The sequence below is a fragment of the Planococcus sp. TJ-302 genome (assembly GCF_058268455.1).
Genome location: NZ_JBZDOI010000002.1, coordinates 139,655 through 165,123 on the forward strand (window position 1 = coordinate 139,655; position 25,469 = coordinate 165,123).

The following is a 25,469-nucleotide window of genomic DNA, read 5'->3' on the forward strand; positions in this document are numbered from 1 at the left end:
TTGGTTGCGGCCCAGGGTTACGCGTTTAAACTCTTTCGCTTTTCCATTGCTCTCCGCCACTTCACTGCTTCCCGCTCTTCAATTCCTTTTTCCAGCTTTTCATCCCAACTTTCGGATGCGGTGTTCCAGACGCGGGCGTAAAAAATGTCCTGTTTCTGGTCGTGTAATTGGAATTCAATGCACGGGATATGTTCAACCGACTGCTCGATACAGCTTGTGATGTCTGTTACGATGATCTGGAAGCCTTGTTCATCGGTTTCCTGTGGCCTGTTGGCGAGCATCTTTCGGATTCGGTCCTTTTTCACTGCACTTTTCACGCTGTAGCGATAAGGCTCGAGCGATTCTTCAGCTTCCGGCGTTTCGCTATCCCTCGGCAAGCAGTATTCGTCGTGGACGGCGCTGTAAACAATCTGCGCTGCTTCCGGTTCCATCTCTTCTTCAAAAATGCCTTTTTCAAGATAGTCATGCCCTTTCGCCGTCAGCACGTAGCCTTTCTTGTCGAGCCCGATCAAACGGGTACGCTCCATCTTCTCAATCGAGTCGCTGATAAAGAGCTCTTCCACAAACAGCATGGCGGCAAGCGTTGCGGCTCGGCGGATGTCCCGTTCCTGGAACGCGAACAACAGCATTTTCATCAAGATGTCCATTTTCAAGCGCTTGACGCGGTCGATTTTCACATCATAAAACACGACCGGCAGCTTCCACACTTGTTCTTTTAAAATGGCAACATCCGGATTATCCGCTGCAGTCAGCCGCAGTTTCTCGATTAGCTCTTCCACTCCTTCACCTCCTGCTGCTTTCTAACGCCTTCAAGCCATTTTTCTCTTTGACTACATTGAGCACGTGCTGATACATCGCTCTTGTATCAGGCTGCTTAGCGCGCTTCGTGAACATGTCTGAACTGCCGACAAGCACAAGCAATTCCTTGGCGCGCGATAACGCCACGTTGAGGCGGCGGTAATCTTTCGCGAAGCCGATATCGCCGTGCTTGTTATCGTTATTGCGCACCATGCTCAACACGATGATGTCCCGTTCGCTGCCCTGGAACCGGTCTACTGTCCCGGTCCGCACCGTCAAATGCGGCAAGCGCAGCTCCTGGTCCAGCATGCGCTGCAGCCGTTTGACTTGTTCGCCGTAAAAACTGATGACACCGATGCTTTTCTGATCGTGCGCCGCCATCCGTCCTGCAACCTTCGCTTCTGCGGCGGCATCGTTCAACTCCACCAGCAAAGTGCGAATTTCCTGCAGCTCTGCTGCATTGTACAAGCTTTTCCCGCCGCTCATGCGTTCTTCAAATGACGCCGGCTCATTCGGCACATCAATCCACATGAGGTGGTTGTTCCGCGACACTGTTTTCGATTCCAATAAATGATCGCGCTCCGCGTCGGAATCCATAATGCCGCATTGCAATTGGTCGTTTTCCAGTTTGTAGAACGGCGATATGGTTTCCATAATGTCTTCGTGCATGCGGTATTGGATTGCGAGCATTGTTTTGTTGCTGTCCGGCAAGTTCTTGTACAGCCGCTCGAACAGCGATTCTGCGAGCAGCTTCTCGAGCTCCCGCTTTTCTTCGAATCCGCTATTGTCGTTGACCATTTCCTCAAGCGTTTCTTCCAAGGTGTCGTTGCCAAGCAACGGCGGCAATTGGTGGTGGTCGCCGACGAGGATGATTTTCTTGCCTTTCAGCATCGGCAGCAATAATTCCGGCGGCGTCGCTTTCGACACTTCATCGATAATAACCACATCGAATACCGGATAATTTTCGATAAAATCCTTGCGCGCGGACGCAACACACGTCGTGCCGATGACGTTCGCGTGCTTGATGTACATTTTCCGGATTTCATCCAGATCGTGTTCATTCGCCCCTTCCAATAAATCCAGCCATTTCTTCTGGATCGACTGCAGCATCGGCAAATCTTTCTTTTCTTGTTTCAGTGACTCTCGCGCAAATGACAGGCTGGCAAGCTGTTTCGCCGCTTGTTCGTAATCCTCCTCCGGATTGGTGGAAAGGATGTCGTGCAACTTTGCCGCATTATGTTCGTTCGCCGCTATAGCCTCATCGACTCTTCGGATCTCGGCATCCAGTTCAGCGATTCGGACCTTGTTTTTCTCCAACGCTTCGGACTGTTCCATGTGTTCACTTTGATGTTTTTTCAAACGCTGTCCCGCTTCTGCGTATGCGGCCTGTTCTTTTTTAAGGTTTTCAAGCTCGGCGCAGCGGTGGCTGATGGCGCCTTCAATGTCTTCAGGAATGACGCCGACAGGTTTTAAATGCCGGCAGCGTTGTTCGAGCGGCGCCATTGCCTCCCGCGCTTGTTCCAGCCGTCCCAGCCATTTTTGCTCGACAGCCAGAAACTCTTGTTGCTGCTTCGAGAGCTGTTCGTTCAACGCTTTTTTCAAGCCTTGGAACGCACGCTTCGAATCTTCCACGTACGCTTCCGCGGTTTTCAGCTTCGCGCCTCTGCGCCAAATATTGTTTTGGCGCTTGTACAAACCGGCAAGTGCAGTTTTCAAAACAGCCGGATCGTTGCGCTGCGCCGTTTTCAACACCGTTCGCAGCTTCTCCATGAAGCTGTCGATTTCTGCGGACGTGAACGCTTCTGGTTTTGATAGCGCACCTTCTTTGACCTCAGCAATTGCAACGCCGAGTAGTGCCGCTGATTTTTCGACGTACGCAATGGCAGAGCTGATCGTCTCGTTGTATTGATTGAGTTTCGTCCATTCGTTCATCTTTTCGCGGTTGGTTTCGAGCTTGTTGAGGCCGTACGTGATGGATGGAACTTCATCAATCCCTTGCTGCGCCATTACCTGGAGCAAACTATCGACTTTCTTGACGCTTTCCAAGCCGTTCAGCGCCGCCTGCTTTTCTTCAACGGCAGACGCTGCTTGTTCGCGTTTTTCCACAATCGCAGCAACATCACGCTCTTTAACCCCCAGTTGTTCCGCAAGCCCTTTAAACTCAAGCGCTTGTTGCAGCTGTCCAATCACATCTGAGACTTTCTGCTTCTCGCCTTCGAACCACTCATCATTTTTTGCGCTGCCCGGCCCATGTGAATAGCTGCGAATCAATTCTTCGAGCCTTTCCAGCGTTTGCGCCATTTCATCGCTGTGTTGAACGGCTTTGCCCTTTTGAATTTCAAACTCTGCATGCTTGTTTTGTGCCGCTGCCAGAGATTCCTGCAGTTCGCGGTGCTGCACTTGCGCTTTCTTTTTGTCTTCGATGGCCGCAGCCAAACTCTCAACTACTGGTTCCAGCTCGCCATAAGACTTTTCATTCGCCGCCAGTTCGCTGTCCAGCTGCGGTTCGCGCTGCTGACGTTTTTCATACTGGGCCGTAATCTCTTTTAAGGTATGGTCTTTCCAATACTGCCCGACATTTTCTTCGATGAATTTCTTGCCTTCTTCTTCGATGCTCTCGGTGCGCCCGACCCGGAGAATCCGGATATCCTTGTTCGCCAACAAGCGCCCGAGCGCATTGTCCACCGCTAAATTCGATTGCGAGGCGACAAGTGTCCGCAAGCCTTTTCGTGCGTTTTGCAGGCAGATCTCCGAAATGACCGTCGTCTTCCCGGTACCCGGAGGCCCTTGGATGACGTACAAGTCTTCCGCTCTCATTGCGCCCGACACCGCTTTTTGCTGGAACTCATTCAACCGGTTGTGGAACGCCAGCTTTTCCTGGGCTTGAAGCGGCTTCACGGGAGGCTTTTCTTCAAAAAGAATACGGTCGAGATTCGGATTTACCGCGAGGCCTTTCTCCAAATTCCCGAAACCTTGGCGCAGACGCCTGATTTGGCTGAGCGCAGCGAAATTGCTGAATACCACTTCTTTTTTATCGAGTGACAACCCGCGTTCCCGCACTTGCTTGACCATATGGTTTTGAAGCTCGACTTCGATTGTGCGGTTCGCCGCTTTGATGACTGTGCCGACGTCGCCTGATATCCCCGTCAACCGGACGGTCAGGTTTTTCAGCGTTTTCCATTCTGCGTCTTTCAGCTGGCAACCCGTCAACGTGATACGGCTGAAGTCGTGGCTGAACGCCAGTTTTGAATAGCCTGTTTTGACGTCCGGAATGTCCATGCCGCGCTCCTGAATCTTCAAATAGCCTTCCCAGCTGCCAATACGTTTTTTCACGTAATCCGAACTTTCCTTCGCCGGCTTCATGCGGTTGATCAAATTGAGCAAAGCGGCCGTAGCCGGTTCGCGGGATTGGTCAAAAGCGATCGTTTCCTCGCGCTGCCAATTTGTCCCAAGCGCCTGGTATGCTTTACGAAGCGTCAAGTTCGTCACCAGCAATTGCTGATTCGTAAAAATTCCATGCACGACGATTGAACCGTCCAGTTCTTTCGTTGCCAACCGGAGCGTTTCAGCACCTCCGAAGATCAACGCGACCGAAAGCGAGCCGTCGCCATTTGACGGATAGCGTTCGATGAAAACCTGAAACGGCTTTTCCCCAACAAAAAATGAGCGTTCGCTGATGCCGAACCCTCTCATTTTTTCCTTCGCGGTGTTGGTCAACCGCAATGCCGTTCTGTATGTTGCTGTATGTGTTCTAACCATTTAATCACCTGTTCTATAAAACTGAAGAATTTATGCCTGAAAAGTTTCTACCTCATCATAGCATCTATTATCGGAGAGGATATTCCCTAATGATGAACAAATTGAAAAAGCTTCAGAATTCGGGAATAAGTTCAGGCACAAAGTCGAGATTCATAACCTTGAAATGGGGTATATAATTTCATACAGAATCAACAAAATTTCATTCTAGAGGAGGAATACAATGCATTATCAACTCAACCTGCATTTGTCCCGTGAGAAAAAGGATTATTTTTGGTTGTTCAGGAGCGAAGAAGATACAATAGAAGTTTTCAATGAAGTTTTACAAACCTTCAAGCAATATGAGCCGCCCAATGCGGAAGCTTTCATGGAGGAAAAGCAGCACGAAATTGATGAGACGGGGAAAAGCAACACAGTTCAGATCGAAGTCGTTAAAGCCGATAAAGAAGCCCTTATCCGCTCCGCTTCCTATAATGGAATGTGGTACGATGACAGGCATTTCCAGGATATATACTCTACACTGACTGACAAGCTGGGAAAACCGGAAGACGAATCGGCATTGTAAATGTGATTGAATTTTACTTGATACAATATAATCCCCTTGAACAGACTTTTCTGTTCAGAGGGGATTATTTTTATTGAGTAGAATCGCGATTTTCAAAGCTATGCGATTACGGGACGATCAAAACTCAAGAGGTTAACGGGATTTTAAATGCGTCATAAAAAACTATCATTCCGTGCTCTTCAAAACTGATTAAACAGGGTATAGAAATTTATACATAACCGGCAGATTTTATTTCCCTAGGAGGATTACGATGCATTATCAACTTAATTTGCAATTATCGCGTAAGAATAAGGATTATTTTTGGTTGTTTCGAAGTGAAGAAAACACCATCACTGTTTTCAATGAAGTACTTGAGACTTTTAAGCAATATGAACCAAAAAATGCGTTAGTATTTATGCAGGAAGCACAGCGCGAAATTGACGAGACCGGCACAAGCCATACGGTTCATATCGAGGTAGTCAAAGTTGATAGAAAAGTTATCATACGATCTGCTTCTTATAATGGGATGAGTTACGATGACCAGTATTTCCAGGAAATCTACAACATTCTGACCGAGCGGCTGGGAGTGCCTGAAGAAGAGACTGCCGTATAAAATGGTTGATAATAAAATCCCCTCCAGACAGAATTTTTCTGTCTGGAGGGGATTATTTGATTTAACCTATATTTTAATAATTCTTATACTCTGTATTAATAGTTCCTAAGATCGTTCCCAACACTTGCCCTTTGAACGCATCCGGCACCGATTGATTGTTCGGATCCTTGTAATACAGAACCTGAGACTCTTCAATATACGTAAAGCCGAGAGCCTCTAATTTCGTCACAAGCGACTCCGGCAATTCGCTGCTGCCTGTCACTTGTTCAAAATACGGTGTCACATAAACCGAAACATCCACATCGTCCAAGCTCGATTCCAGAATGAACAAATCCGTTTCGCTTTTCACGATCCATTGGCCTTTTGAGCTGATGGCTAGCTGCGAACGTTCCAACGTCGAAATACCGTTCAAGTTCACACCGAAAATTTGGTTGATTAGCACACGGTTTTGCGCATCACTCAATTTGTAATCCAGTTCCTTGATGTAGCGGTCCATCACTGCGTTTTTCGTCAGCTCCATAATGCGCGCATCCTGCTCAGTAGAAGACGGATTTACATTAAATGAAGCACGCAGGCTTTTCATCACATTTTCCGGATAAATGGCCAGCTTAGAGCCGTAATTATTTTTCGACACGACATCCAAATCAATGTTAAAGATTTCTTTCACAGCTAGACGAACCTCATTACCCTTCACTTTTGTGCCGAATGAAGCCAAGTACCGGTCCATTGCCTCCACCTTCGGCATTTGCTCGATGGAGAATGCCGAAGGTGTGATCGCTACGCTTTCTTCCAGCGCTGCCATCACTTTCTTCGAATACTTTGCCTCGAGCTCCACATGCTGGACCTCATTAGCCTGCGGATTTGAATAGGCCGCTGCTTCTGTTGCAAATACACTGACGACTCCCCCGGTCATAGCTATGCTTGTCATCATACTGAATAAAACCACTTTTTTCGTCATTGTGTTGAATGGGATTCTCACGTTCATTCCTCTTTCTAGTATCTGGATTTGGCAGTATATAGATTATTCGCTTTAAAGTAATCATTACTATTTATCACTTTTCCTTTATATTACAATAATTAAATCCTTTAGTCTATAAATCATTTCTAGTAAAATAGTTTGACTTTAGCTCTCAAATACTTCTTTGACCGGCATTCTCCCAAACAAATTATGCGCTTGAATAAAAAGAAACCGCCACTCCCTAAAACGCAGAGGCGTCGGGAGCGGCGGTGTATGTGCTATAAACTTCGTTATTCATTGATAAACAAAAACAAATGATTCTTTCTCTCGCCATCCGTATTTTGATTGTACTTATCACTAAAATCAATCCACTTCACTTTTTCGGAGCGCTGTTTGATTTTCACATGAAGTTCTTCTTCAATGTCCGTGAGCAATGAGACAACTTGATCGTAAGGCAATTTAAAATGTTTCATGGCCAAGTTGATGGGAGATTCCGTCAGCACCAGGCTAAAGAACTCATCTGCTGTTGCTGCCTTTTCAGCCAGGGCATCTTCAGCCTCTGTGATGAATTCATATAGTTTTCTTTTTTCTTCTGGAAGCCTGCTCACTTCGCTCCTCCGTAAAAAGTCCAGTAACCGTTCATTCATTTCTACCCCACCCTTGCACGTTTGATCTTACACTATCATTTTACCAGCTTGCTTTTTTAATGCCAGGCAGTTGGCCTTTGTGGGCAAGTTCTCTGAATGCAATCCGCGACATTTTGAACTTGCGCATGTAAGCTCTCGGCCGGCCAGTCAATTCGCAGCGGTTTTTGAGACGCGTCGGAGAAGAATTCCGGGGTAATTTGTTTAACGCTTCGGTATCCCCTTTTTCTTTTAATTCTCTGCGGAGTTCTGCATAATGGGCCACCATTTTTTGCTGCTTGTGGTCTTTCGCCACTTTTGATTTTTTCGCCATTTTCTTCTCTCCTTATATATATTAGCTGCTCCGATTTTAAAATATGTAATTTTCTTTACTTGGTTTCCCGGTGCAAAGTTACTTTTTGAAGCCGTGGGCAGTATTTTTTCATTTCAATGCGTTCAGGGTTATTGCGTTTGTTTTTAGTCGTTGAATAATTTCGGTCGCCCGTTTCTGTGCAGGCCAATGTAATGTTAAGGCGCATGTTCCAAGTTTCCTCCTTCCGCTTTAATTTTTTCGTAAAATGCTGGCAGGGGATCCTGGGAATCTCACCGCTCCATGCCCATTTCTTCTTCGGGTTGCACCCAGTTTGCCGTTTAACAGTTCGGTCTTGCCATCGCCCAAATAGCCGTTCAAGACCGTCACTGGAATTCGTTTATCCATCTTCCCCTCTCCATTCTGATAAATCTTAAATTCTTTAAATAGTAATCATTACGCTTTATAGCATATAAGCTTCTCCGAAAAACTGCAAGTGTTTCTCTAAAATTTAGCTTAATTTCGCTAATGTATTTTCAAAACCTATATTTCTTGATAATAAAAAAAGAAGAAGCTTTGTTAAAAGCTCCTTCTCTAACTTTTGAAAAATGTTTTACTTTTTCCGCGCCAAATCGCGCTTCACGATCTTATCGCTCACTTGCTGGCCGCTCAACGTAACCATCGGCATGCCGCCCCCAGGATTCACGGTACCGCCGACGAAATACAGATTGTCGTAAAGTTCGCTTTGTTTTTTGTGCTTAAAGCCGCCATTTCTCTTTTTATCAGAAACCGTTCCATAGATCGCACCACGGTCAGATCCGTAAGTGCGTTCTATGTCATGCGGCGTCCAGACGTCGCGCGTCACAATGTTTTCGCGCAAACCTTCCAAGCCCATGCGCTCCAGCTTGTCGAGAACAAGTTCTTCAAACTCCCGGTATTGCTCCGGCGTAAACGGTTTGTCTTGGATATAAGGAATATGCGGCAAGATCTTGATGTTCTCGTGCCCGGATGGTGCTTGGGATGGATCGGTTTTGTTGACGTTGACCAGATAAATCGTCGGATCGTCCGGCAGCTCGTGTTTCTCGAACACTTTGTCCATCTGTTCATGCAGATTCTCCGAAAAGAAAAAGTTGTGGTGATTCAGGAACGGATAGGTTTTCTTGACGCCAAGATGCAGCACGAGACCCGAACTCGACGGCTCATACTTTTTCACCAACTTGGCGACAAACTTCTCGTCCGCATCCACCATTTTTTTATAAAACGGAATGACTTCCATGTTTGATACATAATAATCAGCCGTCTTGACTGAACCATCTTCAAGTTCAACCGCTTCGATTTGCTGATTTTTTTCATTGATATGCGCACGGACAACACCCATGCCTGTATGGATTTGAACCCCTGTTTCTTTTGCCAGCCGCGTCAAGCCTTCCGCTAATTTATGCGTACCGCCTTCTACATACCAGCAGCCTTGCGCATGCTGCATGTAAATCATCATATTGAGAACGGCAGGTGCGCTATAAGGAGAAGACCCGACGTATTTGACGTAATAGGAAAGCATATCGCGCAAATGCGGGTTGCTGATGCGTTTGGAAATGGCGCTATACATCGTAGACGTCAAATCAAACCCAATCAACGTCGCGATGATGCCGTTTTGCGCAACCGCTTCTTTCGGCGACTCGAAGCCTTCTTTCAAATAGCTGTGTTCTGTCGTCTTGTAAATCCGCTGCGCATATTTCAACAACGCGTAATACTCTTTCATGTCCTTTTTAGAAAGTGCAGGATTTTCCCGTTCCATCAAACGAAGATCATGGTATAAATCGAGAACGGTGCCATCAGGGAAGAATGAACGCCATTCCCGTTCGAGCCGCTTGATGGGCACGTAATCTTCCATCCGCTTGCCGCTCCCCTGGAACAATTTATCGAAAATATGCGGCATCGTTAAAATGGACGGTCCGAGATCGAAGCCGAAACCATCCTGCTCCAGACGGTTCACTTTCCCGCCGACATGATCATTTTTTTCATATAACGAAACAGCGTAGCCTTTTTGTGCGAGAGAAATCGCGGCAGATATGCCGCCGAGGCCTCCGCCGATCACGATTACGGATTTTTTAGGATTCATCATAGCGGTACCATCCTTCTTTCCAATTTTTTATCTCATCGTAGCCGTTCCTAAAGACTGGAAAAAGCTCTGTTGAATGCATCTTGCTTTTTCTTCCAATTCCCTTGTTCAGAAATATCGAAACTTTACTCGCATAGCATTTGTATAGTAATTATATACTATTCGTAAAGGATAGAGAATTGATAATGGTGGAAGACGCTTTTAAAATGAAGATGATAAGTACTCGAAGGGAATATTTATTGAATATCGCTCCCGACGCTTAGGGCATGGCTCCCGCAAAAAGCCAGGCAAAGACCGCCTGTCTTCTTGCTTCGCCCAGCCCATGTTCGCGCCTTCGCTAAGTATGTTCTTATGAAAAACATAAAGTTTATGTAGTTTTGCTGTTTACTGGGTATAGATTATTAAAACATCAAGTCAATTTATATAGGAGGTTTTCAATCATGAAAGGTCCTTCAAGTTATCGCATCGATTCTGCGTCGCGGGTTATTGCAGCAACACCACAGGCCATCTATGAGGCTTTTGTAAATCCCGAAGCTTTGGTTTCTTGGCTGCCGCCCGAAGGCATGTCGGCTCATATTGACGTCTTTGATGCGCGTGCAGGCGGATCATATCAACTAACTCTGACGTATGAAATCGATCACTCAAATCCGGGAAAGACTTCGGACAACACCGACGTGTCCAAAGGCAGGTTTCTGGAATTGGTACCCGGTACAAAGATTGTACTAGTCGGCGAATTCGATTCGGAAGATCCAGCGTTTTCCGGCGAGATGATTCAGACCTGGTTTTTGGAGGCTGTAGCAGCTGGCACAAAGGTAACGATTGTAAATGAACGGGTTCCAGAAGGAATAAAAAAGGAAGACCATGACGAAGGGTTGAATTCTACTCTGGAAAATCTCGCTCGATTTGTTGAAAAATAGACCGCGCCTATTAACTCTGCGATAGTCTAACCAGCAGCGCTTTGAGTTTGTTAATTGTATTCAAAGCCTTGGCAATTCCGAGATGTTCTCTGGGGCCGCATAATTAAATCGTCCAGAGTTTTTTCACCTTAGAAGTGCCATTAACTCCTACTTTTTTGTAAAAAAAAAGCCAGGCAACGTTCGCCTAACTTCATCATTTATTTTTTGGTTTTCTCTTTGATTTTATTCGTGACATCATCTTTCATGACCATGGCTTTATCTTTGTAAGTCGACGCTTTTTCTTTATAGTCGTCTTTGTTTTCTTCCCAATGCGCTTTGCCTTTTTCAATCGACTTGTCTTTCAATGCGTTCAGCTTGTCTAGAAATGCCATTTGAATCATCCTTCCGTTTTCCCTTCCACTGACGTGAAGGGTTCAACTAGCATAAGCATAACCTTCTTTTGTCGCTTTGTCCCAAAGCTGCTCCAAGAAATGAAGGATATAGCGAGAACGCATGGAAGTAATTAAAGATTGGTTTAATACCGCTCAATTCTGCTGCCAATACGATGTCTGAACACTGCACTTCATTATGTTCTGCAGGAGGTTTCCATGATGAGGGTACTTGATTTTTTATTGGATAGCGACCCTGCTGTTAGACGGCAGACCCAAATCTATCTGTTGGGAGAGCAGTCGCCTTACACAACTGACGGCTGGATCGGTGAATTCCTTTCCCGTTACGATACTGAAAAGAAAACGTGGGGGAATGGAATTTACGGCCCTAAGTGGATTTCGACATTTTATACGATGCGGGATTTAAAATCGCTGGAAATCGATCCGCTGCATCCTATTTACCAGCAGGGATTTAAGACCTTAATCGAACATATGTGGAACCCGTATGAGTTTGTGGAAGATGATGTTTGTGTCGTGGCTATGCTGATCAGTTTATCTACTTCCGGCAAGCATCCAGAGTCCTCTATAGATGAAATGATCCATTATTTGCTGGATCAGCAGCTGCCGGATGGCGGTTGGAATTGTTCCGCGGTTTATGGGCACAGCACCAAAAGTTCCATTCACACCACGCTGTCTGTCCTGGAAGCTTTTGCTGATTACGAGAAAGAAGGTTATGGCAGCCTGCTGCCCGCTATTAAGGAACAAACAGTGGCAGGCCAGGCGTATTTGCTGCGCCGGAATCTCATGCGACGGGAATCGAATCATGAGATCATCATGCCATATATCGTCGATTTCCACTTCCCTACGAGATGGAAATACGACGTCCTGCGCGCGTTATATTATTTTGCAGCCATCAGTTTTCCTTATGAACCGGCATTAAAAGAAGGGTTGGAACTTCTTAAAAAGAAATTCGAAAGGGGCTACTTGACCAGAGGGCCGACTTACTCAGGCCGTTTTCACTTTCAAATGGAAACGACAAGAATCGGTGCAATGAATACTTTGCGAGGCTTGATCGTCTTGAAACATTACGACCCTGATTATTATCATGAAATTATCAGCAAGGAAATTGCCAATCCACATCCTTAACGTCATATTTACTTAAATAGGAAGGCGCACTCAGAAAAGAGTGCGCCTTCCTATTTATCTTCCTTGTATCAATTGCCCCACCATTTCATAAGGACGTTATTCCTTTCATGCAATTAGAGTTTATAGACTGAATACTTCCTTACACCAAGACGCGATTTTCAAAGAATAGCCCTTATTCGTACAGCCCTGGCAACCAGAGAGAAAGCTGTGGAACGAATGTAATGACGAGCAAGCAAATGATCATCGCGAACAAGAACGGCAGCACCGCATAAGCGATCCGTTCGAATTTTACACCCCCGACACTTGAGGCGACGAACAAATTGACGCCAAGCGGCGGTGTGACAAAACCGATCGCCAAGTTCGCAACGAGGACGACGCCGAAATGGACCGGATCGACGCCGACTTCTGTGACAATCGGCAGCAAAATTGGCGTCAGAACGACTAGTGCAGATATCGTATCGATAAACATGCCGACTACGAGCAATAATATATTAATTGCGAGCAAAATAACGAATGGATTGGTCGACAATGCCGTCAAATAATCGGAAATTTCGCCCGGAATCTGTTGAATCGTCATGAAATAAGCAAATGAGACCGACAAGCCGATAATGATCATCGTCGTTGCGTTAATGACTATCGTTACCCGGAAACATTCATACAAACCTTTCCAGGATAGTTCTTTGTAAACGAATTTCCCGACAATGATGGCATAAACGACCGCAACCACCGCTGCTTCTGTCGGCGAGAACACACCCCCATAAATGCCGCCCAGAATGATGACCGGAATAAGCAGCGCCCATTTCGCATCCCAGAATGCTTTTGCGACATCTTTAAAACGAAACGTAACTTGTTCTTCCGGGGCTGGCTTATAGCCGCGTTTTTTCGAAATCAGGTAAGCCGTCACCATAAGTGCGAATCCGACAAGAAGGCCCGGCAAAATCCCGGCTAAAAACATGCTGCCGACGGAAACGCTGCCGATAACGCCATACAAAACAAACGGAATGCTCGGCGGAATTATTACGCCGATTGAGCCTGCAGATGCCGCAACAGCAGATGCAAAGGCACCGCTGTAATTGCGGGCAATCATCGCAGGAATCATAAATCCGCCGATTGCCGCAACTGTCGCAGGCCCAGAACCGGAAATGGCGGCGAAGAACATACAAGCGACGATCGTCACCATACTGAGGCCGCCCGTCATCCAGCCGACCATCGCCGATGCCAGATTAAGCAGCCGCTTCGATACGCCGCCTTTCCCCATCAGCACCCCTGCGAGCATGAAAAACGGAATCGCGAGGAGTGGAAATGAATCGAGTGATGTAAACGCTTTTTGTGTAATGATGCTCAGCGGCATGGTCGTGCCGAAATAAATGGCGGTCAGAGCCGAAACCCCTAAAGCGATTGCAATCGGAACACCGATGAATATACAAACAAATAAAGTACCGAATAACAGGGCAATCGTCATGCTTGCACACCCCCGTCTTTATGCATTTCGTAATCACCGCGCCAAATTCTGCGCAATTGGGCGATTAAACGCAGACACATCCCAATGCCGCCCAGTGGGATCGCAAGAAACGGAATCCACATTGGCAATTGCATAGCAGGAGTAACTTGACCATTGGTTAAGCTTTGCAAGACCAATTCCGTGCCGAAATAAGCCAAAAATAATGCCATTGTAAACCAAATCAATAGGGACACGGTTTCCAGGATTTTTCTCGGTACTCCGTGAAAACGCGTGATGAACGCTTCCACGCGGATATGCTCACGCAGCTTTACAGCATAGCTCGCACCGATCCACACTTGGAAAATATGGATATAACGTGCCAGTTCTTCTGTCCAGCTCGGCGCATTGGAAAATACGTACCTGCCGACAACTTGCCCGAATATAAGTGCAACCATCGCAACGAGCGTCAATACCAGAAACGCTTCTTCTGCTTTCCCAAATTTTTTAATCATCGGTTTCTTCCTTTCTAAAAAGAAAAATCAAGGAATCGCATCCTTGATTTTTCATCTGTCTTCACTCAGTTATTCGCCTCTAGTGCACGGTCGATCAGGTCTGCCCCAATCTGTCCTTCGTATTTTTCATAAACCGGTGCAGCTGCTTCACGGAATGCGTCACGCTGCTCATCCGTTAAGTCGTTGATTTGCATGCCTTCTTCTTTCAGCTTCTCCATGAACTCGGTATCTTGCTGTTGTGCCAGTTCACGCTGCTGTTCGCGGAATTCTTCGGATGCTTCTGTCAGCAATACCTGCAAATCTTCCGGCAAGTCATTATAGTAATCATTGTTCATGAGAAGAGCTGTCGCTGCATAAACATGGCCTGTCAATGTCAGGTAATCCTGAACTTCGTAGAATTTATTCGTGTAGTAAAGAGAGATTGGGCAATCCATTGCATCGTACGTTCCTTGCTGCAAAGCTGTATACAATTCACCGAAGGCAAATGGCGATGCGTTCGCGCCAAAAGCATTGAATGTATCAGTATGAAGCGGGCTTTCGAGCGTACGCATCTTCAAGCCTTCCATGTCTGCCGGTGTTTCGATCGGCCCTTCGTTATTGGACACATGGCGGAACCCATTTTCCCCGAAAACAAGGCCTTTCAAGTCGTTGTTTTCCAGATCCGCCATCAGTTCCTGCCCCAATTCACCATCCAGCGCTTTATATGCCGCTTCGTTATTGTTGAACAAGAACGGCAAATCGAACACTTGGAATTTTTCATTGAAGGAAGCCATCGCAGCAACGGCGGGAATCGTCATTTCAACATTGCCGAGCTGCACCGCTTCGATCGCTTCGCGGTCAGAACCGTAAAGCTGGCCGTTCGGATACAGTTCCACTGTAATCCGTCCATCCGACTCGGATTCCAGCTTTTCTTTAAAATCCAACGCCGCTACATGAGACGATTGCTCCTCTGGCACTAAGTGGGCGATGCGAATCGTATATTTCTCACCGTCTTCGCCTTCCCCACTAGTTGAGCCGCCTTCGTCCGGTCTGCCGCATGCTGCAAGAATCAAAACCAACATAAGTAAAATTAATACTGAGAGTTTTTTCATAGTTCCTCCTGTGAGAAGTATTTTAGCAGCCGACTCTCGACATTTTCGAGGTGGACAGCCAATTGTCTTTTTGTTTCTTCCAAATTGCCTTGTTCCAATGCTTCAATGATAGCGCCGTGTTCTTTGTGGGCCTTCACTGCACTATCAAGAACTTTTTCGGATAACAGCAAGAACGCCCGGCTGCCTCCTGTGTTCACTGCATGGATCAATTCGCGCAAGCGCTTGTTCGGATGGCATTCATAAAACTGATCATGAAACCATTGATCCCAATCCATGAACCCGACAAAATCATGCGCTTGAATCGCTTCCCATTGCTGGTCATGGGCATAGCGCAGTTCCTTTAAGACATGCTGTTGATCTGCTTTCGACAACCGTTCAATCCCATAAACTTCGAGCAATCTGCGAAGCTCCATTGTTTCTTTGACATCTTGGCGAGTAAACTTTGCGACCAGCGCCGGTTTTGTTTTCCTCAACTCGATAAGCGCATCAACAGCCAGTCTTTTCAACGCCTCGCGAAGCGGCGTTCGGCTAATGCCAAGTTTTGCTGCCAGCTTTTCTTCCGGCAGTTCTTCCCCCGGCTTCAGTTCGCCGGTAATGATCATTTTTTTGATGGCTTCATATGCTTGTTCAGCCAGGGTTGGCTGCTTGACGATTTTTCTCATACTTCCTCCCTTCCGATCCAAAACTTACACAGTGTATACTGTATACAGAAAGTATAGAATAATCATTTTTATTTGTAAACATGAATTTTCAGAATAAATGAATAGTTACTTATTTACATAGCCTCCTTGAAACTCCTATACTTTATAGTGATCACCTCACTGACAAATCCAAAGAGCTTGTATATCCTTGTATAAATTAAGAAGGAGCTGATTGAATGACTGCCGAAATGCCTACTGATTGGATCAAGATATTAACAAGCCGCCTATCCGCAGACCAACTATCCACAAGCGCAGGCGAACGCTATCGCCACAGCCATGATGAATCCGACCATTCCCCGGTAGAACCGGAACTTGTGTGCTTTCCGGAAAGCACTCGGGACATTGTGGCGATTTTGAAAATAGCCGGAGATTATAAAATTCCGGTCACTGCTTTTGGCGCCGGGTCAGGTCTTGAAGGCCAAGCCATCCCGGTCAAAGGAGGCATTTCCCTGAACTTCGAACGGATGAACCAAGTGCTGCTTTTTGCACCGGAAGACTTGCTCATCACTGTGCAGCCCGGCATCACTCGATTGGCTTTAAACGAGCGCATCAACCGGCACGGTTTGCAATTCCCGATCGATCCCGGTGCGGATGCTTCTATCGGCGGCATGGCGGCGACAAATGCGAGCGGAACGACCGCGGTCCGTTACGGCGTCATGCGCGACCAGATCTTGGACATGGAAGTCGTACTCGCAAACGGCAGCGTCATCCACACCGGGACGAAAGCGAAAAAATCTTCTTCTGGCTATTCGGTAGGCGGTCTTTTCACCGGCTCTGAAGGAACACTCGGGATCATTACGGAAATCACCTTAAAACTTCATGCGATACCGGAACATACCATTGCCGCTTCCTGCACATTCGATACGCCGCGGGAATGCGCAGAAGTTGCGAATAGCGTACTGTTGTCGGGCATTCCGGTCCAGCGCATGGAATTCGTCGATGCCCCGAGCATCAAAAAAGTGAATGAATACGGCGGATATGCACTTCCTGAAAAGCATTCCTTATTCTTTGAATTCGCCGGCCTTACCCAATCCGCAATCGAAGACGCCCGACTGGCCGAAGAACTTCTGGTGGACCAAGGAGCGCAGAATTGGCACGTTGCAGCCGACGCCAAGGAACGCGCAGCCATCTGGAAAGCTCGCCACGAAATGGCCTATGCCTATCGCCATCAGCCTGGTCTCGCCGTCACCGGCGGAGATGTCTGTGTACCGATCTCTAAATTGCCGGAGCTGCTCGACTATGCGAGGGTATTGATCGAAGCAAGCGGTTTGGAAGGCGGCCTGCTTGGACACATCGGCGACGGTAATTTCCACTCCCTCATCGTCTATGACCCGGAATCCGCCGTCCAAAAAAAAATCGCCTTCGGCATCAATGACCAGCTGGCATTCCGCGCAATCGAACTTGGCGGCACGTGTACCGGCGAACACGGCGTCGGCCTCGGCAAACGAAAATTCCAGGAAGCCGAACACGGCGCAGCACTCGTACTTTTCAAAAACATAAAGCAGCTGCTCGATCCAGACAACATTCTGAACCCCGGCAAGATTTTCGAATAAGCAAAAGACACACGGATTGTTGAGTCGGCTCATAATGTTGGTTTTAGTCACGATTGCTCCGGGTGGACGCTCACTTATCGCTATTCAAAATTGGTTTTAATAAACGAACGCCCTATTGGAATCGATGGATTTCATTGGAGGCGTTCGTTTTTCTCTGCAATGGGAGTTTAAAATTGAAAGCTGCCGTACGAGGGGACGCGATTCCAGATTCACCCCGCATGAATACTGACAGTATACTTTTTGTCAGTATGTGATTTTAAAGTGCGTACTTCACAAAAGAGATAGCAGGACTTACACTGAGCCTGAGCCAAAATAAGCAACCGAGGAGATACACCTATATGAAATTACAATTAGCATTAGACTTAGTAGACATTCCACAAGCCATCGAATTGGTGAAAGAAGTAGAGGCATTTATCGATATCGTTGAAATCGGTACGCCGGTTATCAATAAAGAAGGGTTGAAAGCTGTTTCGGCCATTAAAGAAGCCTTCCCGAACCTGGAAGTTCTTGCAGATGTGAAAATCATGGATGCTGCAGCTTATGAAGTATCAAATGCTGTTGCAGCAGGTGCAGACATCGTCACGATCCTTGGACAAGCGGAAGATTCATCGATCAAAGGCGCAGTCGAAGAAGCCAAAAAACAAGGCAAGAAAATCCTGGTCGACATGATTGCGGTTAAAGACATTAAAACGCGTGCTGCAGAACTTGATCTGCTTGGCGCTGATTATATTTGCGTCCACACCGGATACGATTTGCAGGCAGAAGGCAAAGATTCGTTCGAAGACTTGCGCACCATCAAAAGCGTCGTGAAAAACGCACGCACTGCGATTGCTGGCGGCATCAATCTGGACACATTGCCAGAAGTCATCAAAGCACAGCCTGACTTGATCATTGTCGGCGGCGGCATCACAAGCAAAGATGACAAAGGCGCAGAAGCTGAGAAAATCCAGAAGCTGATGAAAGAAAGCGTGACCGCGTAACATGAACACGACAGGCTTCGCAGATGAAATACTGGCCGAACTCAAAAGGACCCTCACATCAATAGATAACAAGGAAGCTGAAAAACTGGTGTCGGGCATGCTGCAGGCTAAGAAAATATTTGTGGCTGGCGGCGGCCGCTCCGGCTTTATGGCAAAAGCATTCGTCATGCGCATGATGCACATGGGCCTTGATGCATATGTTGTGGGCGAAACGGTGACGCCGAATTTGGAGGCGGATGATCTCTTCATTGTTGGCTCCGGTTCCGGTGAGACCCAAAGCCTGGCAGCGATGACGGAGAAAGCCAAGAAAATCGGGGCGTTGATCGTAGCTGTTACGACCAATTCTGAATCCACGATTGGCCGGCTCGCAGACATCCGGCTTCTAATCCCTGCACAAGCAAAAGCAGACGGTGCCAGCGGCAAGTCCATCCAGCCGATGGGTTCGCTGTTCGAGCAATCGCTCCTTCTTTTCTATGATGCTTTGATCTTGAATTTCATGGAGAAAAAAGGGCTAGAGTCTGACACGATGTACGGCAGGCACGCCAATTTAGAATAAAAGCGAATAAGCCTGAGCCTGAATCGACAGAGGCTTAGGCTTATTTTATTTATCGGGTATTTTAGTCCGCTTCACTGGACAGCCGGATGCCTGACATGCAAAAGTGTTTGTATTGCTAAAACAAGTTCTGAAAAAAGATTTTCAAGGAGAGAAACCTATGTATAAAATGATTGCGATCGACTTGGACGGCACGTTGCTGACAGATGAGCTGACGATCTCGCCAAATACCGTGACAGCCATTCAACAAGCGATTGGAATGGGCACTGTCGTCACAATTGCGACCGGACGGATGTTTTCTTCCGCAAAACTCATTGCGCAGCAATTGGGGATTGATGCCCCGCTCATTACCTATCAAGGGGCGATGATCAAATCTGTGGATGCAACAGAAGTGTTGTATGAGAGAGTTGTTTCCGCTGACATATCACAGAAGTTAATCGAGATTGCATTCGAGAAAAACATCCACCTGCAAGTCTACCAAGACGACATTTTATACGGAGCGACGGAAACGAAAAGGTTGGTGGCTTATGCGGATGCGGTCCAGGTACTGTATGCGATTGAACCGGACTTGATCGGGCTCGCGCAAAAAGGCTTTACGAAATTGCTCTTTATTGATGAACCTCATGTCCTTGATCCCCTGCAAAAAGAATTGCAGGCATTGTTCAGCGACTTTGCTTATATCACGAAATCAAAAAAGACCTACCTGGAAGTGACGCATCCGGAAGCGAATAAGGGAAGCGCCCTGCTATTCTTAGCGAACGCGCTGGGCATCGACCGGTCAGAAATCATCGGCATCGGCGATAACCACAACGACTCCGAATTGCTGAAACAGGCCGGCTTCGGCATCGCCATGGGCAACGCCGTACAGGCAGTGAAAGACATAGCGGATTACACGTCTCTCACAAACAACGACGAAGGTGTACGCCACGCGATCGATAAATTCATTCTCGATCCGAAGGAAGGAAGCGAAGAATATGCCCAATCTGGGAGAAAAAAGCTTTAATTGCGAAAAAGAACTGACCCTTTCAATCATCGGTGGCAAGTGGAAAATGCTGATTCTGTGGCATTTGGGCAAAGAAGGCACCAAACGGTTTGGCGAATTGAAAAACCTCATGCCGGGCATCACCCAGCGCATGCTCGTGACGCAATTGCGGGAACTCGAAGAGCATTTGATCGTGCACCGCGAAGTCTATCCGGTTGTCCCGCCGAAAGTGGAATACTCCCTCACCGACCAAGGGCGCAGCCTGATCCCGATTCTGGACTCGATGTACGAATGGGGCAAGGATTACATGAAGCAAAACTTGGATACGGAGATCGACAACAAAAAAAATGCATAACACAAAACAAAGCGGATTGCAGGGGGATGCAATCCGCTTTGTTTATTTGGGTTTCTTCTATAGTGACTTGATGTTAATCAAAACGCTGGACGGTAAGCTGTAAGTGGGATGTCTTCATAAGCTTCCGGATCCAATTCTTCGACCGAACCGTCTGAGACGCCTTCGATGATTCCGGAAAGCCCGCGTTCAACCGATTTGACCAATTGCCCTTTTTCTTTTTGCCCCAGGCTCTGCGTCTGGCCTCTTACTTCAAACAGGACCGTGCCGCTGCCGTTCAACGCGTAACTGCCCAGTGCTGTCCCAGGAAGGTCCAGCCCTTGCGAATAAAGCGAGATGTTGGTGAATTTCGACTCGCCGTACGACTGAAGTTCGTTATATGCCAATAAATTCAACTGGCGCGAGAAATCATAGTTGTAGTTGTCGGCATACTCGGCGTAATCCGCTCCTTCAGGTGTGCTTGGATCCGGTACGAATTGAGCCGATAACGACAATGTCACAGGGTCAGCAGTGCCATCGACATAGTACAAGCCTTGGTGGTGCAAGTCGACAAAGACGTCCACATTGCCGAATTCGTCTTGCAGGGATTTATAGACGTCGCGGGAAGTTTGCGCTTCCGGAGTAATGAACCAGCCCGGCTCATCCGAAGCTCCCGGGAAGTCTTGCGCTTCTGGCACATAATTTAGATCCGGATTAAAGTCACGGTTTACGTCAAATCCAGGATTTGCACCGTAATCGTAGCTTTGGCTGATGCCGCGGTCCAGGTAGTTCCAAGAAGGCGTTGCGCCAGACAATTGCGGGTAGCTTTCAACCACTTCATTCCAAGTCAGGCTATTGCGGCGCTTGTCTGCTTCCGAAGCATCCGGATTCATCATCGGCATGAAGACGACCGTCACTTCTTCGCGGATCTTTTGGGACTCTTTTGAGTTATTGGATAAAGTCTTCAAGAGATTAAGAATCGCGACCGTGCCTGTTTTTTCGTTGCCATGGATTTCACTTTGCACCAGCAGGACCTTGTCTCCGGTGCCGACTCTCGCGGTGTAGATATCGAGGCCTTCATGCGATTGCCCGGCTACATCGACTTGAACGACTCCTTTACTGTTGGCTTCGATTTGCTTCAAGCTTTTTTGCAGCTCCTGGTAATCGATAAATCCGGAAATTGCGTTGTCATGATGATGTTCCGCCGTTTTCGTATTGTTTTCGACCGCATAAACCGGCATTGCCAATGCTGTACACAACCCTAAAACCCCTACTGTACTCGCCCATCTTCTTTTCAAAAACACCCACTCCTTTTAATTTTTATTCGCATCCGTCACTTTTCCACTTTTCAGCGTCGTTCCGTCTCCTCTCGCATAAAATTATTTACTTGGCTCGAAAACAGCTTAACAATAAAAGAAATAATAGTAAATATTTTTAGAATATTCAGTCCTTAAGTAATAAAATGGATTATTTTTACTGCTCATTCTTATACCAATAGATACAGAATGCACTAAATACTTCGACCTACTAAATACTTTCCACAAATAAAAGCATCCCTCTTAAGAAAGATGAACATTGCCTGCGAAGCCACGCAATTGTTAATGGCCGTTCCAAGCGATATAATTCAATTAGTCTGAAAACTTAAACCTTGAGGAGGAATATTGTGAACAAAACGGCAACTGAAACATTATTCGTCAACCATTTCGTAGATGGCATTTTGGATCCGAATAAAGAAATGTTGGGTCCGGTAAAAGACGGCGGCTACATTATCGCGAATACGGCGCCGGGCTGTTGGGGACCGATGATTACGCCAAGCATCAAAGGCGGCCACGAAGTGACAAAGCCGGTTTACGTTGAAGGCGCTGAACCGGGAGATGCGATCGCCATCCGCATCCAGTCCATCACGGTCACTTCCCAAGCAACAGCATCCGGCAACGACCAAATGATCGAAGATCGCGCAGACGGCGATGGCTATGTCGCAGCGAAATGTCCGGAATGTGGCACGAAAAATCCGGAAACCGTCATCAAAGGCATTGGCATGGAAGCCATCCGCTGTGCAGACTGCGGAGCGGACGCCACTCCTTTCATCTTCACAAATGGCTATTCGATGTTCTTCAGCGAAAAAGGCGATGTCGGCCTGACTTTACCGCAAGGAGCAGCCGAAACGATTGCGGAAGCTGGACGGTTTTACATGAACACCCCTGAAGCGTCTGTCCAAAATCCGGTGGTGACATTTGCACCGCATGACCTGGTCGGCACGATGGCACGCATGCGCCCGTTCCTCGGGCAACTTGGCACGACGCCATCACGTCCAACGCCTGACTCCCACAATGCTGGCGATTTCGGTTCTTTCTTGGTCGGCGCGACCCATGAATATACGAGCACGCAGGAACAATTAGAAACACACCGAACGGACGGCCATTTGGACGTCAACCGGGTCCGCGCCGGCGCTGTATTGATCTGCCCGGTTAAAGTTCCCGGAGGCGGCATTTATCTCGGCGATATGCACGCCATGCAAGGCGACGGTGAAATCGCAGGGCATACAACAGACGTTTCAGGCATCGCCCATCTTCAAGTCCATGTCATTAAAGGCATGAATCTCAAAGGGCCGATCTTGCTGCCGAACGTTGAGGATCTTCCCTACACGGCGAAACCGTTCACCGCAGAAGAACGCCAATCGGCTCAGCAAATTGCCGACAACTGGAACGTCGCCAAGATTGAGGAATCGTATCCGGTGTCCTTTATCGGCTCCGGTCCGACTTTGAATGACGCCACTGAAAATGGCCTTGCCCGCGCTGCTGAATTTTTCGGCGTCTCAATTCCGGAAATCATGAACCGCTCGACGATTACCGGCGCGATTGAAATTGGCCGCCTGCCGGGCGTCGTGACCGTGACGTTCCTCGCGCCAGAGCCGTATTTAAATAAAACCGGCTTGCTCGATTTAGTCAAAAACCAATACAAATAATGAAATAACCGCCATTCCGAATACGGAGTGGCGGTTATTTTTATGTTTTTAGTTTCCAATGCGCAGCGCATGGTCTTTGTTCTGCAGGACAGCGAGGATACTCAATGCAGCGAGCAGGCTCGTCTTCGGGTTATTCGGCATCGGATTGTTTTGGACTTGCAGCTGCATCTTGCCGAAATCCCCTTCCGCTTCGATGGTATGGGTATTCCGTTCAATAGCCGGATCGACGATGACGCGCACTTTTGTTTTCTCGACCCCGATCCCAGCGATCGCGAGCACCAATGCGACATTGACATTCTTCGGGAATTTTTCGACGGCTTCATATGCTGAGCCTTCGAATATCACCTTTTCTTCATCCGATTCAACTCCGAGCGATTGGGGTGATTTCCGTGTCGTGATTTGCACCCGCTTCAAGCCACCCGCCGCTTTCGCCGATTGCAGGACGTCCAGTCCGCCGATTGCACCGGACGGCAGGAAGATGTGCGTGCCGTGTGACTCCGCCAAAGCTTTGACTTCATCCAAAAAAGCGACATCTTTGAAGACGCCGATGCTACTGACGACGAGGTCTTTCTTATGTGCGACGACATCTTTCACATAAAGACCAGCCGCTTCCACTGTCGCTGCTTCTACACAGATATCCAGTGGAGCCTTTAAGAATTCCTGGATGTCTGTGTAGAAATCGACTTTGAACTGTTCACTCAAACGCTGGCCTACCTCTCGGTTGCGACCGAAAACGGCTGTAACCTTTCCGTTGGCGAGGTGGTTCACGTTGAGCTGTTCCAGCAAATACGCGGCGATATTGCCTGTACCGATGATTCCGATGTTCATGGTTTGCCTCCTTGCGTAGTGGAATGAAAACTTTTAATGATATTGATAAATTTAGTTTCTAGTTTAACTTAGTATTATATAAATCGCTTCATTTTTTAAACATTAAATATAAATATGAATATTTCTTCCATTTAGTAGTAATATATAGTTACTATCACAAGTTATTAATTATTAGTTAGAGGATTTTCTTTAATTCAATTATACAGGAGGATTTAAATGGCTAATCTACCGGTTAAGTTAGTATTCGATGCGGCAAAAACACACGGTCCTAAAGTAATTAAATTTGCAAACGAAAATAAACACATAATTGCTGGTGCAATTCCTATAATTGGAGCAGAAGCAAAAAAAATCAAAGAACGTCAAGCAAGCAAAAAAGCGAATAAAGTAGAAAATGATAGTGACCATTTTAAAAAAATAAATATTAAAGATTACAAAAAGAATGAATTAAGTAACCTCAATATTTTAACCAGAATCCAGCTAATTAAACACAAGCATGAAATCGAAACCTTTATTTCCCAAATCGCCAATGAAGAAAAACAAGAACTAGCTATAAAAAAGCCTCTTTACGCTAAAAAAATTAAGGAATGGAATTCATTACTGATTCAGCTAGAAAATCAAATAGATGTAATGGATTATCAGGAGTATTTAAAAATGTACAATAATCCTACACATGAAAGTATTTATTTTGAAGGTTATGAGCGAAAAATTCTGAACTTCAAAAATATTATTGATGAAAATTCAACTGAAGCCTTGTTTAATTTTATTCATGTTCAAACGAATAGAGATCTAGCAAATATTGAGAAAGATTTTTTATAAAATTTTAATTCAACTTGAGGATCAGCAATCAAATCGGTTTTAGGTGCGATTAGAATCGATAGCGGATACCGGGATATGAAATAAAACAAGACGCCGCCCAAGAGAAAATCTATTCTCTCTGAGCGGCGTCTTGTGGATGATAACCTTTTTATGATCTCATTTCATTAATGATACTTTGAAGACCGGACAAATTACCTTTACCTAAAGTTGCATAGTAATTTATATGCTTTTGGACAGCATTCAAGGCATTTAGATAATAACGTTCTCCGAAGTCTTTTCGAATACTCTCTAGCAAAAACTTATTTGTACTGTTATTAAATGCCCGCTTATATTCTTCTCCATCCATCATGGCTAAAAATATTGTAATGAAAGCTTGAGCAGACCCTTCATTCATACCTGATAATCGATTAATTTCGATTTTCCCTTCATTTCTTGTCAATTGTCCGGAGTATACTTTTTTAGCAGTTTTATATGCTTCTTTACTCATTGCCATCGTGATTTTCATTGATACCCTCCCCACATTTATTTTGTGCCCTTTCTGAGGCAGTACTTATCAATTCCATT

The 25,469-nt window shown here is 46.5% G+C and carries 27 protein-coding genes; 11 read left to right on the plus strand and 16 right to left on the minus strand.

From position 1 onward, the window contains the following. Positions 1 to 17: 17 nt before the first annotated feature. Together AC4EHB_RS11620 and AC4EHB_RS11625 are read right to left on the minus strand one after the other, a co-directional pair. Positions 18 to 779: a hypothetical protein gene (locus tag AC4EHB_RS11620; RefSeq protein WP_490981591.1), complete on the minus strand. Its 762-nt coding sequence runs from the start codon at positions 777 to 779 to the stop codon at positions 18 to 20. 4 nt (positions 780 to 783) lie between these two features. Continuing rightward, positions 784 to 4,557 carry a DEAD/DEAH box helicase gene (locus AC4EHB_RS11625; protein WP_490981592.1) on the minus strand — a complete coding sequence of 1,258 codons (3,774 nt, stop codon included), beginning with the start codon at positions 4,555 to 4,557 and terminating at the stop codon, positions 784 to 786. Positions 4,558 to 4,777: 220 nt separating this feature from the next. Here AC4EHB_RS11625 and AC4EHB_RS11630 point away from each other — a divergent pair, with 220 nt between their 5' ends. After that, positions 4,778 to 5,119: a hypothetical protein gene (locus tag AC4EHB_RS11630; RefSeq protein WP_490975884.1), complete on the plus strand. Its 342-nt coding sequence runs from the start codon at positions 4,778 to 4,780 to the stop codon at positions 5,117 to 5,119. A 250-nt stretch (positions 5,120 to 5,369) separates the two neighbouring features. After that, on the plus strand, positions 5,370 to 5,711 hold the full coding sequence (locus tag AC4EHB_RS11635; RefSeq protein ID WP_490975883.1) for a hypothetical protein: 342 nt from the start codon (positions 5,370 to 5,372) through the stop codon (positions 5,709 to 5,711). A 73-nt stretch (positions 5,712 to 5,784) separates the two neighbouring features. Here the strand turns inward: AC4EHB_RS11635 and AC4EHB_RS11640 are convergent, their stop codons facing one another. The 6 genes from AC4EHB_RS11640 to AC4EHB_RS11665 form a co-directional block, all read right to left on the minus strand. Beyond that, a complete protein-coding gene (locus tag AC4EHB_RS11640; protein ID WP_490981593.1) occupies positions 5,785 to 6,690 on the minus strand; it encodes a hypothetical protein in 906 nt (301 codons plus the stop codon). A gap of 269 nt (positions 6,691 to 6,959) precedes the next feature. Then, positions 6,960 to 7,316, minus strand: coding sequence for a hypothetical protein (locus AC4EHB_RS11645; RefSeq protein WP_490981594.1), 357 nt, complete (start codon positions 7,314 to 7,316; stop codon positions 6,960 to 6,962). A gap of 40 nt (positions 7,317 to 7,356) precedes the next feature. After that, entirely contained in the window at positions 7,357 to 7,626 is a 270-nt protein-coding gene (gene rpsN / locus AC4EHB_RS11650) for a 30S ribosomal protein S14 (RefSeq protein WP_490975880.1), read from the minus strand. Between the two features lie 55 nt (positions 7,627 to 7,681). Next, positions 7,682 to 7,831: a 50S ribosomal protein L33 gene (rpmG, locus tag AC4EHB_RS11655; RefSeq protein WP_490975879.1), complete on the minus strand. Its 150-nt coding sequence runs from the start codon at positions 7,829 to 7,831 to the stop codon at positions 7,682 to 7,684. 23 nt (positions 7,832 to 7,854) lie between these two features. Further along, on the minus strand, positions 7,855 to 8,010 hold the full coding sequence (locus tag AC4EHB_RS11660; RefSeq protein WP_490975878.1) for a hypothetical protein: 156 nt from the start codon (positions 8,008 to 8,010) through the stop codon (positions 7,855 to 7,857). Between the two features lie 205 nt (positions 8,011 to 8,215). Continuing rightward, positions 8,216 to 9,724 (minus strand): phytoene desaturase family protein, encoded by a 1,509-nt coding sequence (locus AC4EHB_RS11665; RefSeq protein WP_490975877.1) that lies wholly within the window; start codon positions 9,722 to 9,724, stop codon positions 8,216 to 8,218. A 437-nt stretch (positions 9,725 to 10,161) separates the two neighbouring features. On the opposite strand from AC4EHB_RS11665, the gene AC4EHB_RS11670 reads away from it, so the two are divergent. Further along, positions 10,162 to 10,638: an SRPBCC family protein gene (locus AC4EHB_RS11670; RefSeq protein ID WP_490981595.1), complete on the plus strand. Its 477-nt coding sequence runs from the start codon at positions 10,162 to 10,164 to the stop codon at positions 10,636 to 10,638. A 197-nt stretch (positions 10,639 to 10,835) separates the two neighbouring features. On the opposite strand, the gene AC4EHB_RS11675 is transcribed toward AC4EHB_RS11670, so the two are convergent. Beyond that, positions 10,836 to 11,009, minus strand: coding sequence for a hypothetical protein (locus tag AC4EHB_RS11675; RefSeq protein ID WP_490975875.1), 174 nt, complete (start codon positions 11,007 to 11,009; stop codon positions 10,836 to 10,838). Positions 11,010 to 11,228: 219 nt separating this feature from the next. Between AC4EHB_RS11675 and AC4EHB_RS11680 the strand changes: the two genes are divergently transcribed. Further along, positions 11,229 to 12,152, plus strand: coding sequence for a hypothetical protein (locus AC4EHB_RS11680; RefSeq protein WP_490981596.1), 924 nt, complete (start codon positions 11,229 to 11,231; stop codon positions 12,150 to 12,152). A 172-nt stretch (positions 12,153 to 12,324) separates the two neighbouring features. Here AC4EHB_RS11680 and AC4EHB_RS11685 read toward each other — a convergent pair whose 3' ends face one another. From AC4EHB_RS11685 to AC4EHB_RS11700, 4 genes are all read right to left on the minus strand, one after another. Then, a complete protein-coding gene (locus tag AC4EHB_RS11685; RefSeq protein ID WP_490981597.1) occupies positions 12,325 to 13,614 on the minus strand; it encodes a TRAP transporter large permease in 1,290 nt (429 codons plus the stop codon). Next, positions 13,611 to 14,105: a TRAP transporter small permease gene (locus AC4EHB_RS11690; protein ID WP_490975872.1), complete on the minus strand. Its 495-nt coding sequence runs from the start codon at positions 14,103 to 14,105 to the stop codon at positions 13,611 to 13,613. Before AC4EHB_RS11690 ends, AC4EHB_RS11685 begins: the two co-directional genes overlap by 4 nt. 65 nt (positions 14,106 to 14,170) lie before the next feature. Then, a complete protein-coding gene (locus tag AC4EHB_RS11695; protein WP_490981598.1) occupies positions 14,171 to 15,196 on the minus strand; it encodes a TRAP transporter substrate-binding protein in 1,026 nt (341 codons plus the stop codon). Next, positions 15,193 to 15,858 carry a GntR family transcriptional regulator gene (locus AC4EHB_RS11700; protein WP_490981599.1) on the minus strand — a complete coding sequence of 222 codons (666 nt, stop codon included), beginning with the start codon at positions 15,856 to 15,858 and terminating at the stop codon, positions 15,193 to 15,195. Before AC4EHB_RS11700 ends, AC4EHB_RS11695 begins: the two co-directional genes overlap by 4 nt. A gap of 215 nt (positions 15,859 to 16,073) precedes the next feature. Between AC4EHB_RS11700 and AC4EHB_RS11705 the strand changes: the two genes are divergently transcribed. From AC4EHB_RS11705 to AC4EHB_RS11725, 5 genes are all read left to right on the plus strand, one after another. Next, positions 16,074 to 17,450, plus strand: a complete 1,377-nt coding sequence (locus tag AC4EHB_RS11705) for an FAD-binding oxidoreductase (RefSeq protein ID WP_490981600.1) — start codon at positions 16,074 to 16,076, stop codon at positions 17,448 to 17,450. Between the two features lie 338 nt (positions 17,451 to 17,788). Continuing rightward, a complete protein-coding gene (gene hxlA, locus AC4EHB_RS11710) occupies positions 17,789 to 18,430 on the plus strand; it encodes a 3-hexulose-6-phosphate synthase (RefSeq protein ID WP_490981601.1) in 642 nt (213 codons plus the stop codon). Between the two features lies 1 nt (position 18,431). Next, positions 18,432 to 18,986 (plus strand): 6-phospho-3-hexuloisomerase, encoded by a 555-nt coding sequence (gene hxlB, locus AC4EHB_RS11715; protein ID WP_490981602.1) that lies wholly within the window; start codon positions 18,432 to 18,434, stop codon positions 18,984 to 18,986. A 157-nt stretch (positions 18,987 to 19,143) separates the two neighbouring features. After that, positions 19,144 to 19,986 carry a Cof-type HAD-IIB family hydrolase gene (locus AC4EHB_RS11720; RefSeq protein ID WP_490981603.1) on the plus strand — a complete coding sequence of 281 codons (843 nt, stop codon included), beginning with the start codon at positions 19,144 to 19,146 and terminating at the stop codon, positions 19,984 to 19,986. After that, positions 19,958 to 20,320: a winged helix-turn-helix transcriptional regulator gene (locus AC4EHB_RS11725; RefSeq protein ID WP_490975865.1), complete on the plus strand. Its 363-nt coding sequence runs from the start codon at positions 19,958 to 19,960 to the stop codon at positions 20,318 to 20,320. Before AC4EHB_RS11720 ends, AC4EHB_RS11725 begins: the two co-directional genes overlap by 29 nt. Before the next feature lie 77 nt (positions 20,321 to 20,397). Here AC4EHB_RS11725 and AC4EHB_RS11730 read toward each other — a convergent pair whose 3' ends face one another. Continuing rightward, positions 20,398 to 21,594, minus strand: a complete 1,197-nt coding sequence (locus tag AC4EHB_RS11730; RefSeq protein WP_490981604.1) for a M14 family zinc carboxypeptidase — start codon at positions 21,592 to 21,594, stop codon at positions 20,398 to 20,400. Between the two features lie 365 nt (positions 21,595 to 21,959). Between AC4EHB_RS11730 and AC4EHB_RS11735 the strand changes: the two genes are divergently transcribed. Then, positions 21,960 to 23,261, plus strand: coding sequence for an acetamidase/formamidase family protein (locus AC4EHB_RS11735; RefSeq protein ID WP_490981605.1), 1,302 nt, complete (start codon positions 21,960 to 21,962; stop codon positions 23,259 to 23,261). Between the two features lie 48 nt (positions 23,262 to 23,309). Here AC4EHB_RS11735 and nadX read toward each other — a convergent pair whose 3' ends face one another. Continuing rightward, entirely contained in the window at positions 23,310 to 24,089 is a 780-nt protein-coding gene (nadX, locus tag AC4EHB_RS11740) for an aspartate dehydrogenase (RefSeq protein WP_490981606.1), read from the minus strand. A 216-nt stretch (positions 24,090 to 24,305) separates the two neighbouring features. Here nadX and AC4EHB_RS11745 point away from each other — a divergent pair, with 216 nt between their 5' ends. Then, a complete protein-coding gene (locus AC4EHB_RS11745; protein ID WP_490981607.1) occupies positions 24,306 to 24,905 on the plus strand; it encodes a hypothetical protein in 600 nt (199 codons plus the stop codon). 148 nt (positions 24,906 to 25,053) lie between these two features. Here the strand turns inward: AC4EHB_RS11745 and AC4EHB_RS11750 are convergent, their stop codons facing one another. After that, entirely contained in the window at positions 25,054 to 25,410 is a 357-nt protein-coding gene (locus AC4EHB_RS11750; protein WP_490981608.1) for a hypothetical protein, read from the minus strand. Between the last annotated feature and the right edge of the window lie 59 nt (positions 25,411 to 25,469).

Bases quoted from the DNA above. Each gene is read 5' to 3' on its own strand.
- AC4EHB_RS11625 (WP_490981592.1), bottom strand. From the start codon at position 4,557: ATGGTTAGAACACATACAGCAACATACAGAACGGCATTGCGGTTGACC.
- AC4EHB_RS11630 (WP_490975884.1), top strand. From the start codon at position 4,778: ATGCATTATCAACTCAACCTGCATTTGTCCCGTGAGAAAAAGGATTAT.
- AC4EHB_RS11635 (WP_490975883.1), top strand. From the start codon at position 5,370: ATGCATTATCAACTTAATTTGCAATTATCGCGTAAGAATAAGGATTAT.
- AC4EHB_RS11645 (WP_490981594.1), bottom strand. From the start codon at position 7,316: ATGAATGAACGGTTACTGGACTTTTTACGGAGGAGCGAAGTGAGCAGG.
- rpsN (WP_490975880.1), bottom strand. From the start codon at position 7,626: ATGGCGAAAAAATCAAAAGTGGCGAAAGACCACAAGCAGCAAAAAATG.
- rpmG (WP_490975879.1), bottom strand. From the start codon at position 7,831: ATGCGCCTTAACATTACATTGGCCTGCACAGAAACGGGCGACCGAAAT.
- AC4EHB_RS11660 (WP_490975878.1), bottom strand. From the start codon at position 8,010: ATGGATAAACGAATTCCAGTGACGGTCTTGAACGGCTATTTGGGCGAT.
- AC4EHB_RS11665 (WP_490975877.1), bottom strand. From the start codon at position 9,724: ATGATGAATCCTAAAAAATCCGTAATCGTGATCGGCGGAGGCCTCGGC.
- AC4EHB_RS11670 (WP_490981595.1), top strand. From the start codon at position 10,162: ATGAAAGGTCCTTCAAGTTATCGCATCGATTCTGCGTCGCGGGTTATT.
- AC4EHB_RS11675 (WP_490975875.1), bottom strand. From the start codon at position 11,009: ATGGCATTTCTAGACAAGCTGAACGCATTGAAAGACAAGTCGATTGAA.
- AC4EHB_RS11680 (WP_490981596.1), top strand. From the start codon at position 11,229: ATGAGGGTACTTGATTTTTTATTGGATAGCGACCCTGCTGTTAGACGG.
- AC4EHB_RS11685 (WP_490981597.1), bottom strand. From the start codon at position 13,614: ATGACGATTGCCCTGTTATTCGGTACTTTATTTGTTTGTATATTCATC.
- AC4EHB_RS11690 (WP_490975872.1), bottom strand. From the start codon at position 14,105: ATGATTAAAAAATTTGGGAAAGCAGAAGAAGCGTTTCTGGTATTGACG.
- AC4EHB_RS11695 (WP_490981598.1), bottom strand. From the start codon at position 15,196: ATGAAAAAACTCTCAGTATTAATTTTACTTATGTTGGTTTTGATTCTT.
- AC4EHB_RS11700 (WP_490981599.1), bottom strand. From the start codon at position 15,858: ATGAGAAAAATCGTCAAGCAGCCAACCCTGGCTGAACAAGCATATGAA.
- AC4EHB_RS11705 (WP_490981600.1), top strand. From the start codon at position 16,074: ATGACTGCCGAAATGCCTACTGATTGGATCAAGATATTAACAAGCCGC.
- hxlA (WP_490981601.1), top strand. From the start codon at position 17,789: ATGAAATTACAATTAGCATTAGACTTAGTAGACATTCCACAAGCCATC.
- hxlB (WP_490981602.1), top strand. From the start codon at position 18,432: ATGAACACGACAGGCTTCGCAGATGAAATACTGGCCGAACTCAAAAGG.
- AC4EHB_RS11720 (WP_490981603.1), top strand. From the start codon at position 19,144: ATGTATAAAATGATTGCGATCGACTTGGACGGCACGTTGCTGACAGAT.
- AC4EHB_RS11725 (WP_490975865.1), top strand. From the start codon at position 19,958: ATGCCCAATCTGGGAGAAAAAAGCTTTAATTGCGAAAAAGAACTGACC.
- nadX (WP_490981606.1), bottom strand. From the start codon at position 24,089: ATGAACATCGGAATCATCGGTACAGGCAATATCGCCGCGTATTTGCTG.
- AC4EHB_RS11745 (WP_490981607.1), top strand. From the start codon at position 24,306: ATGGCTAATCTACCGGTTAAGTTAGTATTCGATGCGGCAAAAACACAC.
- AC4EHB_RS11750 (WP_490981608.1), bottom strand. From the start codon at position 25,410: ATGAAAATCACGATGGCAATGAGTAAAGAAGCATATAAAACTGCTAAA.